14 protein-coding genes are annotated in these 13614 nt (G+C 68.5%); 4 read left to right on the top strand and 10 right to left on the bottom strand.

All coding sequences use genetic code 11. The features are described 5' to 3' along the window. Positions 1-16 precede the first annotated feature (16 nt). The 5 genes from AC1DYK_RS18490 to AC1DYK_RS18470 are packed head-to-tail and all read right to left on the bottom strand — an operon-like array spanning position 17 to position 5585. Positions 17-1291, bottom strand: coding sequence for an acyl-CoA dehydrogenase family protein (locus AC1DYK_RS18490; protein WP_478167636.1), 1275 nt, complete (start codon positions 1289-1291; stop codon positions 17-19). Positions 1292-1337: 46 nt separating this feature from the next. Then, a complete protein-coding gene (locus tag AC1DYK_RS18485; RefSeq protein ID WP_478167635.1) occupies positions 1338-2426 on the bottom strand; it encodes a phosphotransferase in 1089 nt (362 codons plus the stop codon). A 10-nt stretch (positions 2427-2436) separates the two neighbouring features. After that, positions 2437-3162 (bottom strand): Crp/Fnr family transcriptional regulator, encoded by a 726-nt coding sequence (locus tag AC1DYK_RS18480; protein ID WP_478155982.1) that lies wholly within the window; start codon positions 3160-3162, stop codon positions 2437-2439. 55 nt (positions 3163-3217) lie between these two features. Next, a complete protein-coding gene (locus AC1DYK_RS18475; RefSeq protein ID WP_478167634.1) occupies positions 3218-3997 on the bottom strand; it encodes an oxepin-CoA hydrolase, alternative type in 780 nt (259 codons plus the stop codon). Positions 3998-4004: 7 nt separating this feature from the next. After that, positions 4005-5585 carry a 3-hydroxyacyl-CoA dehydrogenase gene (locus AC1DYK_RS18470; protein ID WP_478167633.1) on the bottom strand — a complete coding sequence of 527 codons (1581 nt, stop codon included), beginning with the start codon at positions 5583-5585 and terminating at the stop codon, positions 4005-4007. Positions 5586-5674: 89 nt separating this feature from the next. Here AC1DYK_RS18470 and AC1DYK_RS18465 point away from each other — a divergent pair, with 89 nt between their 5' ends. Beyond that, a complete protein-coding gene (locus tag AC1DYK_RS18465) occupies positions 5675-7828 on the top strand; it encodes a hypothetical protein (protein ID WP_478167632.1) in 2154 nt (717 codons plus the stop codon). Here the strand turns inward: AC1DYK_RS18465 and AC1DYK_RS18460 are convergent. From AC1DYK_RS18460 to lexA, 4 genes are all read right to left on the bottom strand, one after another. Further along, positions 7818-8990: an MFS transporter gene (locus AC1DYK_RS18460; RefSeq protein WP_478167631.1), complete on the bottom strand. Its 1173-nt coding sequence runs from the start codon at positions 8988-8990 to the stop codon at positions 7818-7820. The genes AC1DYK_RS18465 and AC1DYK_RS18460 overlap by 11 nt on opposite strands. Next, positions 8987-9994 carry a D-2-hydroxyacid dehydrogenase family protein gene (locus AC1DYK_RS18455; RefSeq protein ID WP_478093336.1) on the bottom strand — a complete coding sequence of 336 codons (1008 nt, stop codon included), beginning with the start codon at positions 9992-9994 and terminating at the stop codon, positions 8987-8989. The genes AC1DYK_RS18460 and AC1DYK_RS18455 overlap by 4 nt, the downstream gene beginning before the upstream one ends. Before the next feature lie 118 nt (positions 9995-10112). Then, positions 10113-10451: a hypothetical protein gene (locus AC1DYK_RS18450; RefSeq protein WP_478093334.1), complete on the bottom strand. Its 339-nt coding sequence runs from the start codon at positions 10449-10451 to the stop codon at positions 10113-10115. A gap of 146 nt (positions 10452-10597) precedes the next feature. Further along, positions 10598-11272, bottom strand: a complete 675-nt coding sequence (lexA, locus tag AC1DYK_RS18445; RefSeq protein ID WP_478093332.1) for a transcriptional repressor LexA — start codon at positions 11270-11272, stop codon at positions 10598-10600. Between the two features lie 74 nt (positions 11273-11346). On the opposite strand from lexA, the gene AC1DYK_RS18440 reads away from it, so the two are divergent. The 3 genes from AC1DYK_RS18440 to AC1DYK_RS18430 are packed head-to-tail and all read left to right on the top strand — an operon-like array spanning position 11347 to position 13249. Then, a complete protein-coding gene (locus AC1DYK_RS18440; RefSeq protein WP_478167630.1) occupies positions 11347-12336 on the top strand; it encodes an asparaginase in 990 nt (329 codons plus the stop codon). A gap of 4 nt (positions 12337-12340) precedes the next feature. Beyond that, positions 12341-12757, top strand: coding sequence for a hypothetical protein (locus AC1DYK_RS18435; RefSeq protein ID WP_478167629.1), 417 nt, complete (start codon positions 12341-12343; stop codon positions 12755-12757). Between the two features lie 18 nt (positions 12758-12775). Then, complete coding sequence (locus tag AC1DYK_RS18430) at positions 12776-13249, top strand: DUF6152 family protein (protein WP_478167628.1); 474 nt, start codon at positions 12776-12778, stop codon at positions 13247-13249. Here AC1DYK_RS18430 and AC1DYK_RS18425 read toward each other — a convergent pair. After that, positions 13250-13614: nucleoside monophosphate kinase (locus AC1DYK_RS18425; RefSeq protein WP_478167627.1), on the bottom strand; the 365-nt coding region annotated here is incomplete at its 5' end.

The following is a 13614-nucleotide window of genomic DNA, read 5'->3' as shown; positions in this document are numbered from 1 at the left end:
ATTCAGTGCAGCCCGATCAGAACCGGGTGACAGGCATGGCTTCGTCGCCTGCCTTGGCCGGCGCGTACTTGCCCAGCTCCCACTTGGCGATCGCATTGCGGTGCACCTCGTCCGGGCCGTCGGCGAAGCGCAGCGTGCGGGCGCCCGCGTAGGCGTAGGCGAGCGGGAAGTCGTCGCACATGCCGCCGCCGCCATGCACCTGCATCGCCCAGTCGATCACCTGGCAGGCCATGTTCGGAGCCACTACCTTGATCATCGCGATCTCGGTCTTGGCGACCTTGTTGCCCGCCACGTCCATCAGCCAGGCGGCCTTGAGCGTGAGCAGGCGCGCCATGTCGATCTTGCAGCGCGCTTCGGCGATGCGTTCCTGCGTCACGGTCTGCGAGGCGACGGTCTTGCCGAAGGCCACGCGCGAGGAGGCGCGCTTGCACATCAGCTCGAGCGCGCGCTCGGCCAGGCCGATCAGGCGCATGCAGTGGTGGATGCGTCCCGGGCCGAGGCGGCCCTGGGCTATTTCGAAGCCGCGGCCCTCGCCGAGCAGGATGTTGCCGACCGGCACGCGGACGTTCTCGAACACCATCTCGACGTGGCCGTGCGGCGCGTCGTCATAGCCCATCACGTTGAGCGGGCGGATGATCTTGATGCCCTTGGCGTCGGCCGGCACGATCACCATGCTCTGCTGTGAATGCTTGGGCGCGTCGGGTTCCGACTTGCCCATCGTGATGAAGACCTTGCAGCGCGGGTCGGCGGCGCCGGAGATCCACCATTTGCGGCCGTTGATGACGTACTCGTCGCCCTGGCGCTCGATGCGGGTCGAGATGTTGGTCGCGTCGCTGGAGGCCACGTCGGGTTCGGTCATGGCGAAGGCCGAGCGGATCTCGCCCTCGAGCAGCGGCTTGAGCCAGCGCGCCTTGATCTCTTCCGAGCCGTAGCGTGCGATGGTTTCCATGTTGCCGGTGTCCGGCGCCGAGCAGTTGAACGCCTCGCTGGCCCATGGCACGCGGCCCATGATCTCGGCCAGCGGCGCGTATTCCTGGTTGGTCAGGCCGGCACCCTCGTAGCCCGAGGCGGCGGCGCTGTCGACCGGCAGGAACAGGTTCCACAGACCCTGCGCCTTGGCCTTGGCCTTGACCTTCTCGACCGTGTCGAGCGCGGTCCAGCGCTTGCCGGCCGCGGTGTTGGCCGCCAGCTCGGCCGCGTACGCGGCCTCCGCGGGGTAGATGTGGTCGTCCATGAAAGCGCTGACGCGCTTTTGCAGCTCTTTGGTTTTGGCCGAGTAGTCGAAGTCCATGTCGTCTCCAGGTGGGTAATTGGGTTGGGGGGCGCCGCCGCGCGGGTCACGCTTTCTGGGCGAACTGCCAGGCCATCTCGGCCATCGGCCGCGCCCCGCGGCCCGAGGCCACGGCTTGCTCGCTCGATGCGGTACCGGCCTCGACCCGCTTGGCGATGCCCTGCAGGATCGCGGCGATGCGAAACAGGTTGTAGGCCAGGTAGAAATTCCAGTCGGGCGCCAGCGCCTCGGGGGTCGTGAGGCCCGTGCGGTCGCAGTAGCGCCGGATGTACTCGCTCTCGGTCGGGATGCCGAGGCTCTTCAGGTCGACGCCGCCGATGCCGCGGAAGGTGCCCTGCGGGATGTGCCACGACATGCAGTGGTAGCTGAAGTCGGCCAGCGGATGGCCCAGCGTCGACAGCTCCCAGTCCAGCACCGCGATGGCGCGCGGCTCGGTGGCGTGGAACATCAGGTTGTCGAGGCGGAAGTCGCCGTGCACGATCGAGCTCATCGTCTCGTCGCGGGCGCTGGCCGGAATATTCGCCGGCAGCCATTCCATCAGTCGGTCCATCTCGGGGATCGGCTGCGTCACAGAGGCGACGAACTGCTTGCTCCAGCGGCCGATCTGGCGCTCGAAATAGTTGCCGGGCTTGCCGTAGTCGGCCAGGCCGCGCTCGGCGAACTTCACGCTGTGCAGCGCCGCGATGACGCGGTTCATCTCGTCGTAGATGGCCGCGCGGGTGGCATTGTCCATGCCGGGCAGGGATTGGTCCCAGAGCACGCGGCCGGCCATGAATTCCATCACGTAGAAGGCGCGGCCGATGATGCTCTCGTCCTCGCACAGGCAGTACATCCGCGGCACCGGCACATCGGTGCCGGCCAGGCCGCGCATGACCTTGAACTCGCGCTCGACCGCATGCGCCGAAGGCAGCAGCTTGGCGACCGGGCCCGGCTTGGCGCGCATCACGTAGCTTTGCGAAGGCGTGACGAGCTTGTAGGTCGGATTGGACTGGCCGCCCTTGAACATCTCGACCGTGAGCGGGCCCTTGAACCCGTCCAGGTTCTTCTCAAGCCAGGCGGTGAGGGCCTCGACGTCGACGAGGTGTTGTTGCGAGACGGCACGCGTGCCGACGAAATTGTCGAAGTCCTGGGTCATGGCTCGAGATCTATTGTTGTTCGTCGGCTTCGGAAATACGCATCAGGGCGACACGGTCCAGCACCACCAGTCCGGCCGGTTCGATGCGGATCGCTTCCTCGCGCTCCATGGCCTTGAGTTCCTGGTTCACGCGCTGGCGCGAGGCGCCCAGCAACTGGGCCAGTTCCTCCTGCGCCAGGTGCAGCCCGATGCGCATCTGGCTGCCGTCCGCCAGGTTCGGCACGCCGTAGCTGCGAACCAGGTGGATCAGTTGCTTGGCCAGCCGCGCGCGCAGGGGCAGGGTGTTGAGATCCTCGACCAGGCCGAACAGCTGCCGGATGCGCCGCGCCTGCAGCCGCATCAGCGCCTCGTAGAGCTCGACGTGGTTCGACAGGATCTTCTGGAAATCGGCACGCGCCACGCACAGGATCGTGGAATCGCCATGCGCGTACGCATCGTGCGTGCGCCGGTCGCCGTCGAACATCGCCACGTCGCCGAACCAGATGCCCGGCTCCACGTAGGTCAGCGTCACCTGCTTGCCCGACACCGCGGTCGAGCTCACGCGCACCGCGCCCTTCGCGCAGGCGATCCACTGTTCGGGCGGATCTCCGCGAGCGGCGATCAGCTCGCCGTCCTTGAAGCGTTTGACGAATGCACATCGGAGGATGTCGTGGCGCAGTGAGGGTGAGAGGGAAGAAAACCAGCGACCACTGTTGATCGCTTCACGTTCTTCGATGGTAAGAATGGGGTCGTCCATGGGCTGTCCTGTCGGTGACTGAAAGGCGAGGGGGTGTCACGAGAGCGACGCGGGGTCATTCGTAGCGCGGCGTCTCCTTGGCAAGGAAGGCCGCGATGCCGATGCCCGCGTTGGCGTGATGGAGGTTGCGCACGAAGTGGTCGCGCTCCTGGGACAGTTGGGAAACCAGCGTCGCGCCGCGCGCGTCGCTCAGCAATTCCTTGATGCTGGCCAGCGCGTTCGGTGCCCGCGCGTTGAGCTTCTCGGCCAGTGCCAGCGCGGCGGCCAGCGCCTGGCCGTTCTCGGTGAGCTGGTTGACCACGCCCAGCGCATGCAGGCGCGCCGGCTCCAGCCGCTCGCCCAGCATCAGCCATTCGCTCGCGAGCTGGCGCGGCAGCGCCCGCGCCAGGTGCCAGCTCATTCCGCCGTCCGGCGAGAGCCCCACGTTGCTGTAGGAGGCGGCAAACACCGCATCGCGCGCGGACACCACGAAGTCGCAGGCCAGCGCCAGCGAGAAGCCGGCGCCGGCGGCGGCGCCCTCGACCGCCGCGATGACCGGCTTCGGAAAGGCGCGGATCGAGTCGATCCAGGCGTGGAGCGCTTCGATGTTCTCGGCCTGCACCGAGGGTTCGCGATCGCGGTTCGCCGACAGCCGCTGCAGCGAGCCGCCGGCACAGAACCACTTGCCTTCGCCGACGATGACGACGCTCTTGATCTCCTGGCTGCTCTCGGCGCCGTTGAGCGCCTCGACGCCGGCGGCGTAGATCTCGGGGCCCAGCGCATTGCGCTGCGCGGGATTGGAGATCGTGAGCACCATGGTGCCCCCTTCGCTGGTGCTTTTCAGTTCTGCGCTCATGGTGTGCTTACTCTTCCTGGTGGGTGAGGCTCAGTCCGAGGGCGCCACGGCGGCGCAGCCACGGGCTCGGGCGATAGCGCGGATCGCCGTAGACGGTCTGCAGGTTGAACAGGACCTCCAGCATGTTGGTCGGACCATACAGGTCCCCCATGGCCAGCGGACCTTGCGGGTAGCCGAGGCCGAGCCGGACCGCGAGCTCGAGGTCGGCCGGCGAGCAGACGCCCTGCTGGCACATGTCGGAGGCGATGTTCACGATGGTCGCCACCACGCGCTGGGTGACGAAGCCGCCGCTGTCGCGGATCACGCTGACGGCCTTGCCGTCGCTGGCGAAGAGGGCATGCGCCGCGTCGCGCATGTCGCGCCGGGTCGCCGGGTTGGTGGCCAGCACGCGGCGCTTGGTGGCTGCGTCGTCCACCATCAGGTCGATGCCGACCGTGCGGGTGGCGTCGAGCCGTTCCACTGCGGCCACCGTGGTGACGTCGAAGCCGAGCGGCGCGACCAGGATCAGCGCGGCGTCCGATGGCGTGGCGCCGCTCTCGAGCTGCGCGCCCAGCGCGTGCACCAGCCGCAGCAGTTCGGGGCGCCGGGCCGCGCGCGGCGAGACCCAGACCGGCGGCATCGTCCCGACCACCGGAACCGGCGGCTCGGGCGGCTTCTGCATCTCGCCATCGGGATAGCGATAAAAGCCCTCGCCCGACTTGCGGCCCAGCGCACCCGCGGCCAGCCGCTGCGCCGTGATGACGCTGGGCCGGAAGCGCGGCTCCTCGTAGTACTGGCGGTAGATCGATTCCATCACCGGATGCGAGACGTCGAGCGCGGTCAGGTCCAGCAGTTCGAAGGGGCCGAGCCTGAAGCCGGCCTGGTCGCGCAGGATGCGGTCGATGGTCGCGAAGTCGGCCACGCCTTCGCCGGCGATGCGCAGCGCCTCGGTGCCATAGCCGCGCCCCGCGTGGTTGACGATGAATCCGGGCGTGTCCTTGGCCTGCACGGCGCTGTGACCCATCTGCGTGGCATAGCCGGCCAGTTGCCGGCAGACCTCGGGCTCGGTCTTGAAGCCGGCCACCACCTCGACCACCTTCATCAGCGGCACCGGATTGAAGAAGTGAAAACCGGCCATCCGCCCCGGCAGCTTCAGGGCCGTCGCGATCGCGGTGACCGACAGCGAGGAGGTGTTGGTGGCCAGCGTCGCCGCGGGCGAGACCACGGCTTCGAGTTCGCGGAACAGCTGGCGCTTGACTTCCAGGTCCTCGACCACGGCTTCGATGACCAGGTCGCAGGCGGCGAGCGCCTGCACCGATTCGACCGCCTGCACGCGGGCGGCGAGGGCGTCGCGGCCGGCGGCATCGAGCTTGCCTTTCTCGTGCTGCTTCTGCCACTGGGCGAGGATGGCGTCGCGTCCGCGGGCCGCGGCACCTTCGAAGCTGTCGAGCAGCAGGACCCGGCTTCCGGCCTGCGCCGCAATCTGGGCGATGCCTCGGCCCATGGCGCCGGCGCCGATGACGCCAACATTGGAATAGTTCACAGTAATCATTTGATAATTGTCTCTTGATGAATGATCCGCCCTGACCCTCGTGTCAGAATGTGTCAACTTTCGATTGCCATTCCCAGCTCATTTTGCAATTCCCACGCCGTGCGGCGAGCCTGCTCATTTTGAGCCTCGCTCTTGAATCCTCCGCCTTGACGATCGGTCGCCCTCAAGGGGCTGTCTGGATCGGCAAGCCGATGGACGTGGTGATTCCGCTTTCGCTCGATGCCGCGGAAGCCGGCGGCTCCCTGTGTCTCGAGGCCGAGATGCTGCAGGGCGACGCCGCGATCCCGGACCGGCGTGTGACTGTATCGCTCGAGCCGGGTTCGGCCGCTGCCGGCGCCAGAATGCGTGTTCGCTCCACCGGTCCGATCGAGGAACCCGTGGTCACGGTGAACGTGCGGGCCGGCTGCGATGTGAAGTCCACGCGCAACTACGTGCTGCTGGCCGATGTGCCGGTCGGGGCCGTGACGCCAGCGGTGGTGTCGCGCAGTCCGCAGAGCTTTTCCGATGCCGCTCCCGCGCCCACGCAGCCGGCGCCACGGGCCCCCGCGCGCCGTGCCGCGGGGGAAGGCGGGTTGCCGGGATCCGACGGCGTCGGAGCGCCTGCCGTGCGGCGCAGCAGCCCATCGGCGCCGCGCGCGCAGTCCGCCGCCGCCGATGCGGCGCCGGCGCCGCGTCGTGCGCCTGCCACGGATGCCGTTCCCCCGCCGAGGCGAACCGCGGTGGTGCCGGTGGCCGCGGCTCCCGCGACCCCGCGCGCCGCACCCCCGGTGGCCGTCCCCGAGCCCAAGCGGCAGGCCGCTACAGGCGGGTCCCGGCTGCAGGTGGACGCCCTGGAGCCTGCGCCCGCGCCGAGCGGCAGCCTCAAGGCGACGCCCGAACTGAGCCTGCCCGATGCCCCCGATCCGGTGCGCCGCGCGGCCGCGGCTGCGCTCTGGAGCGCGCTCGATCCCGCTGCCGCCGAGGAAGCGCAACGCGAGGCCAAGCGCACAAAGGACATGGATGCCACGCTGGCCGCGCTGCGCGAGCAGGCCGCACAAAACCAGCGAGCCCTGCTTGAACTGCGCGGCGAACTCGCCCAGGCGCGCGAGAGCCGCTACGCCAATCCGCTGGTCTATGCCCTGGTTGCCCTGCTGCTGCTGGCGCTGATCGGCATGTTCATGCTGTGGCGCCTGGCCCGCCGGGCCACGGCGCCGGCCTGGTGGGGCGATGCCGCGGCGGGAGCCGCCGATGCCGCGCGGCGACCGCAACCGCACGGCGGGCTGCTCGACGAAGACATGGACCTGGATTCGGACCCGCCACGGTCCCGACGCGGGGCCCCTCCCAGGACCTTCGGCCCGACGCCTTTCGCGCCGCTCGAGAACGACGACCTCGACAGCGGCCCGCACGCGCCGCTGCCCCATCCGGCACAACTGGCGGAGGGTGCGCCGGTGCGACCGGTGAACACCGAAGAACTGTTCGACGTCCAGCAGCAGTCGGACTTCTTTCTCTCGCTGGGCCAGCACGACCAGGCCGTCGCCGTGCTGCGCGAGCACATTGCCGCCAATCCCGGCACCAGCGCGCTCGCCTATCTCGATCTGCTGCGGATCTTCCATTCGCTCGATCGCAAGGAGGACTACGCACGGCTGGCCGACGAATTCGAGCACGCCTTCAATGCCGATGTCCCGTCGTTCGAGCATTTCACCGAAGCCGGCAAGGGGCTGGAGCACTACCGCGGCACGCTGGCGCGCATCGAGGCCCTGTGGCCTGCGCCGGGCACGCTGGCCTTGATCGAGGAACTGGTGTTCCGCAAGCCCGGCAGCCACGATGACGGCGCCTTTGATCTCACGGCTTACCAGGAATTGCTGCTTCTGTATTCGGTGGCCAAGGAGGTGATCGACCCCGACAGCGCCTCGCCTGCCGCATTCGAGCCCCATGCCTCTGCCGACGCCATCGAGCGCGATGGAGCGCCGACCGTGACGGCCCCGATCGAAGTCGAGGCCCCCCCGGCGGCCGTGGGAAGTGCGGTGCCGCCGCCCTCGATCTATGGTTCGATCGACCACGTCATGCACGACGACACCGTGCTGGATCCGGGTGTGCAGGTGCCGTCCGCGGCCCCTGCCGAGTCAGCCCCGCCGTACCTCCGGCCCGATCTCGAGATGGACCTCGACGCCTTCGACAAGACCGCCTACGAGACCATGCCGGCGCCGATCGAGCCGCCGAAGCCGCCGGTGCCCTCCAGCGATCCTCACGTGATCGATTTCGACCTGTTCGATCCGAGCACCGAGGCGGAGATCGCTCCACGGCCGATCATCAAGCGCTGAAAGCCGGCGTGCGGCGCTGCGCACGGTCCACCGCCACGCTCAGCGCGAGGGCGAGCAGCACGGTCGCGAGGCCGACCCAGTTCATCCAGGCGACGGCGTCGCGGGCCAGCAGCCAGCCGCCGGCAGCCGCGCCGACCGCCTGGCCGATGTAGATTCCGGAGCTGTTCAGCGCCACCGAGCCTGGCGCGAGCGCCGGCGACAGCGAGACCAGCCGCGCCTGCTGGGCCGAATTGGTGGCGAAGCAACCCAGGCCCCAAGGCATCAGGACCAGCGCCAGCGTCGCGAAGGTGATCGCCAGCGGCCACAGCAGCAGGCTCAACGCGATCAGCACGGTCGTGACCAGAACCATGCGCGGCGCACCGATCCGGTCGATGTAGCGGCTCACGACCATGTTGCCCACGAGCCCGCAGACGCCGAACCAGGCCCAAATGAGTCCCATCTGGGTCGCGCTGGCGCCCAGGCTCTGCCGAACGACCGGCGCAAAGTAGCTGAACAGCACGAACTGGCCCGCTCCCTGCAACGCGGTCACCGAGACCACGCCCATCAGCAGCGGGCTCCTGAAGACGCGCCCCCAAGCTTCGCGTGACAGGGCGGCAGGGCGGATGCCCGAAGGCAACTTGAGCCAGACCCAGGCCGCACTGGCGATCGAAAGCACCGCGATCAGGCCGAACGCGGCTCGCCAGCCGAAATGGCCACCCACCAGCGCACCGATCGGAAGCCCCAGCACCGAGGCCATCGACCAGCCGAGAAAGACGAAAGTGACGGCGCGGCCACGTTGTTCGGGTGGCACCAGCAAGCCGGCGCAGGCGGCCGCCTGCGCGGTGAACACCGCGGGCGCGACGACGGTCAGCATGCGCACCAGCAGCAGCCCGCCGAAGCTCGGCATCAGCGTCGCCAGCAGGTGGCCGGCGGCATACCACAGCATGGTGCAGGCCAGCAGCAGGCGGCGGTCCCAGCCCGCAACCACGGCCGCCAGCAGCGGGGCGCCCAGGCACATCACGATCGCACCCGCGGTGATCAACTGACCCGCCGTGGCCGCGCTGACCTGCAGGGACTGGCTCAGTTCGTTGAGCGTGCCGGGCACCACCATCACGCCGGTGCCGATCACGAAATTGCCCGCCAGCAGGGCCCACAGGGCAGCCGGCAGGGCAGGCCGCTTCAACGGCGGACCTGCAGCGCGCCGGGGTTGACGATGTTGGTGGGGTTGCCCTTGATGAAGCTGACGACGTTGTCGAAAGCCTGGCCGAAGTACATCTCGTAGCTGTCCTGCTCGACGTAGCCGATGTGCGGCGTGCAGATGCAGTTCTCGAGACGCAGCAGCGCATGGCCCTGCAGCGGCGGCTCGCTCTCGAAGACGTCGATCGCCGCCAGCCCGGGGCGGCCGCGGTTCAGTGCCGCCAGCAGCGCATCCTGCTCGACCAGTTCGGCGCGCGAGGTGTTGACGAACAATGCGGTCGGCTTCATGCGCGAGAGATCCTCGAGCGTGACCAGGCCCCGCGTCTCGTCGGTCAGCCGCAGATGCACCGACAGCACGTCGGCCGCGGCAAAGAAGGTCTCGCGGTCGGACGCCACCTGGAAGCCGTCGGAGCGTGCCTTGGCACAACTCTGTTCGCGGCCCCAGATCACGACCTGCATGCCGAATGCCTGGCCGTAGCGCGCCACCAACTGGCCGATGCGCCCATAGCCCCAGATGCACAGCGTCTTGCCCTTGAGCACCGAGCCGAGACCGAAATTCGGTGGCATCGAGGCCGATTTGAGGCCCGCCTGCTGCCAGGCGCCATGTTTCAGGTTGCTGATGTACTGCGGCAGCCGGCGCATCGCGGCCATGATCAGGGCCCAGGTCAGTTCGGCCGGTGCAAGTGGCGAGCCCGAGCCCTCGGCCACGGCGATGCCCTGCTCGGTGCAGGCGTTGACGTCGACATGGCTGCCGACCCGGCCGGTCTGCGAGATCAGCTTGAGCTTGGGCAGCTTCTCGATCAGTTGCCTGGAGATCTGGGTGCGCTCGCGGATCAACACGATCACATCGGCGTCCTTCAGGCGCACCGAGAGTTGGCCAATGCCCTTGACCGTGTTGGTGTAGACCTTGGCCGCATAGGCGTCGAGCTTGGAGGCGCAGCTCAGCTTGCGCACCGCATCCTGATAGTCGTCGAGGATCACAATGTTCATGGCGTGCCATTGTGCCTCGCACGACCGGGATGCTGTGTCGGCGTATCTCGACTTGTCTGCTGCGTCGGCCCGGATTGCCGGCGCCTGCTCGACGCCGGCGTCCGCCTCGCGGGCGGGCTCAGTGCATGTGGGCTGGCCGGGGCGTGGCCTCGGCGGCCTCCAGCGCCACCAGGCGGTCGAGCTCCGCACACACATCCGCCATGCGGCCCGAGATCACCACACGACCGGCGGCCCGGCCCGGCTGTTGCGCATCGACCGTCCGGACGACGCGCAGGGGGCGTGCCGGCGCACCTGCAGCTGCCGGAGCGCCCTGGCGAAGCCCGCAGCTGGGACGAACGCCGACGTAGCGCAGGCCCGATGACATCGTGCGGCCCGGACGGCGCCGTGGCATCCAGCGGTTGGCCAGCGACTGCAGCGGCGTCAGAAGATCAGCAATGCTGAGGAGAGCGATTCCCATGTGAACTCCAGAAAAATCAGAGGTTGAACACAGGCAGGATTGCTTTCATCGGCCTCGACAGGGTGATGGCTCTTCGCGCCATACGCCCGCCACCTGTTGCGGCCGGATCGGGTGCGCATGCGTGACCGCAGGCGCGGAACTGGCCCTTACATCAGCATCGTGTTGCGGATCAGGCCGACCGCCAGGCCTTCGATTTCGAAGGGCTCGCCGGGCTGGACCACGATCGTGGGGTAGTCGGGGTTCTCGGCGTGCAGCTCGATGACCTGCTTGTTGCGCTTGAGGCGCTTGACCGTGACTTCGTCTCCCAGCCGCGCCACGACGATCTGGCCGTTGCGGGCTTCCTTGGTGGCCTGGACCGCCAGCAGGTCGCCGTCCATGATTCCGGCGTCGCGCATGGACATGCCGCGCACCTTGAGCAGGTAGTCGGGTTGGCGCTGGAAGAGGGTGTTCTCGACGTAGTAGGTCTTGTCGACGTGTTCCTGGGCGAGGATCGGCGATCCGGCGGCGACGCGGCCGATCAGCGGCAATGCCAGCTGTGCCATGCCCGGCAGGGAGAGCGAGAACTGGTTGTTGCGGGATTCGTTGAGGGAGCGCAGTGCGTCGCCCTTGAGCCGGATGCCACGCGAGGTGCCGCTCACGAGCTCGATGACACCCTTGCGCGCCAGCGCCTGGAGATGCTCTTCGGCTGCGTTGGCCGACTTGAACCCCAGTTCGGCGGCGATCTCGGCCCGCGTGGGGGGCGCACCGGTGCGTGCGATGGCGCTCTGGATCAGATCCAGAATCTGCTGCTGGCGGGCTGTAAGCTTGACTGCGAACTGCATGGTGACTCCTGACGGGGTACTGGCTAAACGTCCAGTACCTGTATTTTTAACCAGTTTTGAAAAGTTGGCAAGCCATGGACCCCATCTCCGTGAACCGTGAGCGCCGCGTGATCGTCCTGGGCACCGGCGGCACCATCGCCGGACGTGCCGGCACTGCGAGCGACAACATCGGCTACACCGCCGGCGAGGTCGGCGTCGCCGATCTGCTGCACGGCATCGACGCTCCTGCTGGCATCGGGCTGGAGGCCGAGCAGGTGTCGCAGGTCGACAGCAAGGACATGGGCGTCGCCATCTGGCGGGCGCTGGCGCAGCGCTGCGCCCACTGGCTCGCAGAGCGAGATGTGGCGGGCATCGTCATCACGCACGGGACCGACACGCTGGAAGAAACCGCGTTCTTCCTCCAGTCGGTGCTGGCGCCTTCGAAGCCGGTGGTCCTGACCTGCGCGATGCGGCCGGCCAGCGCCCTTGCACCCGACGGACCACAGAACCTGCGCGATGCCATCGTCGTCGCCGCGACGCCGCACGCATGCGGCGTGGTCGCCGTCTGCGCGGGGACCGTTCACGGCGCCCTCGAGGTCCGGAAGGTCCATACCTACAGGCTCGATGCCTTCGATTCGGGCGATGCCGGCCCGCTGGCCTATGTCGAGGAAGGCACGGTGCGCCTGCTCAGGTGCTGGCCGGCAGGCGACCCGGCCGCTCGAGCCGTCTTCGATCGCATGGCGGGCGCGGCGACCTGGCCCCGCGTGGAGATCCTCGCGAGCCACGCCGAAGCGCGCGGCACCCTCGTCGATGCGCTGCTCGAGGAGCGCCGGCGCGGCGCCGTCGAGCCGGTGCAGGGGATCGTGCTGGCCGCGACCGGCAACGGCACGCTGCACCACGCGCTGGAAGCCGCGGCGCTTCGGGCGCAGGCCGAGGGCGTGGCGGTGGTGCGCGCGACGCGCTGCGCCGAAGGGCGGATCCTGCCGAGACCCGACCAGCGCCTGCGCGACGCCGGGGCGCTGAGTCCGGTCAAGGCGCGGATCGCGCTGATGCTCGAACTGCTGGCGAGCGGCCCGGCCGCCTGACCCCATGCTCGACGCGCTGCGCACGATTCCTTGGGCCTATCCGGCGCTCGAGGTCGCGCACATCGTCGGCATCGCGCTGCTCCTGGGCAATCTGGTGGCGCTCGAGGTTCGGGTGTTCGGCCGTGTGGCCGCCTTGCCGATCATGGGGCTGGCCAGGCTGTCGCTGACCATCGCGCTGACAGGCTTCGCGCTCGCGGCAGCCAGCGGATCTCTGATGTTCGCCACCCAGCCCGCAGAGCTGCTCGCCAACCGCGTGTTTCTGGTGAAGATGGGGCTGTTGCTCGTGGCCGGCTGCAACGCGCTGTGGTTCCACGGCCGCCGCTCGCTGGCGAAACTTGACTGGCTGGCGCGGATACAGATGTTGTCGTCCACTGCGATCTGGCTGGCCGTCGTGTTCTGCGGCCGCTGGATCGCCTACTGAGCGAAAGGAGCCCCCTGCATGAAACGTCGCAGCCTGATGTTCGCCGTTGCAGCGCTGCCCGCAGCGATGCCGTTCGCCTGGGCCCACCACGGATGGAGCAGTTTCGACCAGGACCGGCCGCTCTACCTGGAAGGCAAGGTGGTGAGCGCGCGCTGGCAGAACCCGCACGCCGAGCTGGTGATCGAAGTACCGCCCGACCTCAAGACGCCCGGCGACCTGTCGAAACGCGAATTGCCGGCGCAAAGCGCCCCGGTCGACGGCCCCGGCCTGCTGGCGAAGGCCACGGTGCCGCGCCGCAAGGACCGTCAGTGGGAGCTCGAGCTGGCGCCGCTGACGCGGATGGAGGCCTGGAAGGTGCGCGAGATCCAGCCGGGGACCACCGTCTCGGCCGTCGGTTTCGGCACCAAGGACGAGAAGGGCGACGCCGTGATGCGGGTCGAGTACCTGTTCGTCGACGGCAAGGCCTACGGGCTGCGCTCCAGCCCGGCCTGATCAGCTGATCAGGGCGGCGAGCGCGCGCTGGGTGATGTCGTCGACGCTGCCGACGCCGCTGATCGCGCGGTATTTGGGCGCCGCAGTCGGGTCGGCCTTGGCCCAGTCGGAGTAGTAGTCGACCAGCGGACGCGTCTGCTGGCTGTAGACCTCGAGCCGCTTGCGCACGGTCTCTTCCTTGTCGTCCTCGCGCTGGATCAGGTCCTCGCCCGTGAGGTCGTCCTTGCCCGCGGTCTTCGGCGGATTGAACTTCAGGTGGTAGGTGCGTCCCGACGCCGGATGTGAACGGCGCCCGCTCATGCGTTCGATGATGTCGGAGAAGGGCACGTCGATCTCGAGCACGTAGTCGAGCTTGACGCCACGCC

Source organism: Variovorax sp. P2_H12 (assembly GCF_056403395.1).
Note: the sequence above shows the minus strand (reverse complement) of the source record. Positions and strands in the feature narration are given on the sequence as shown.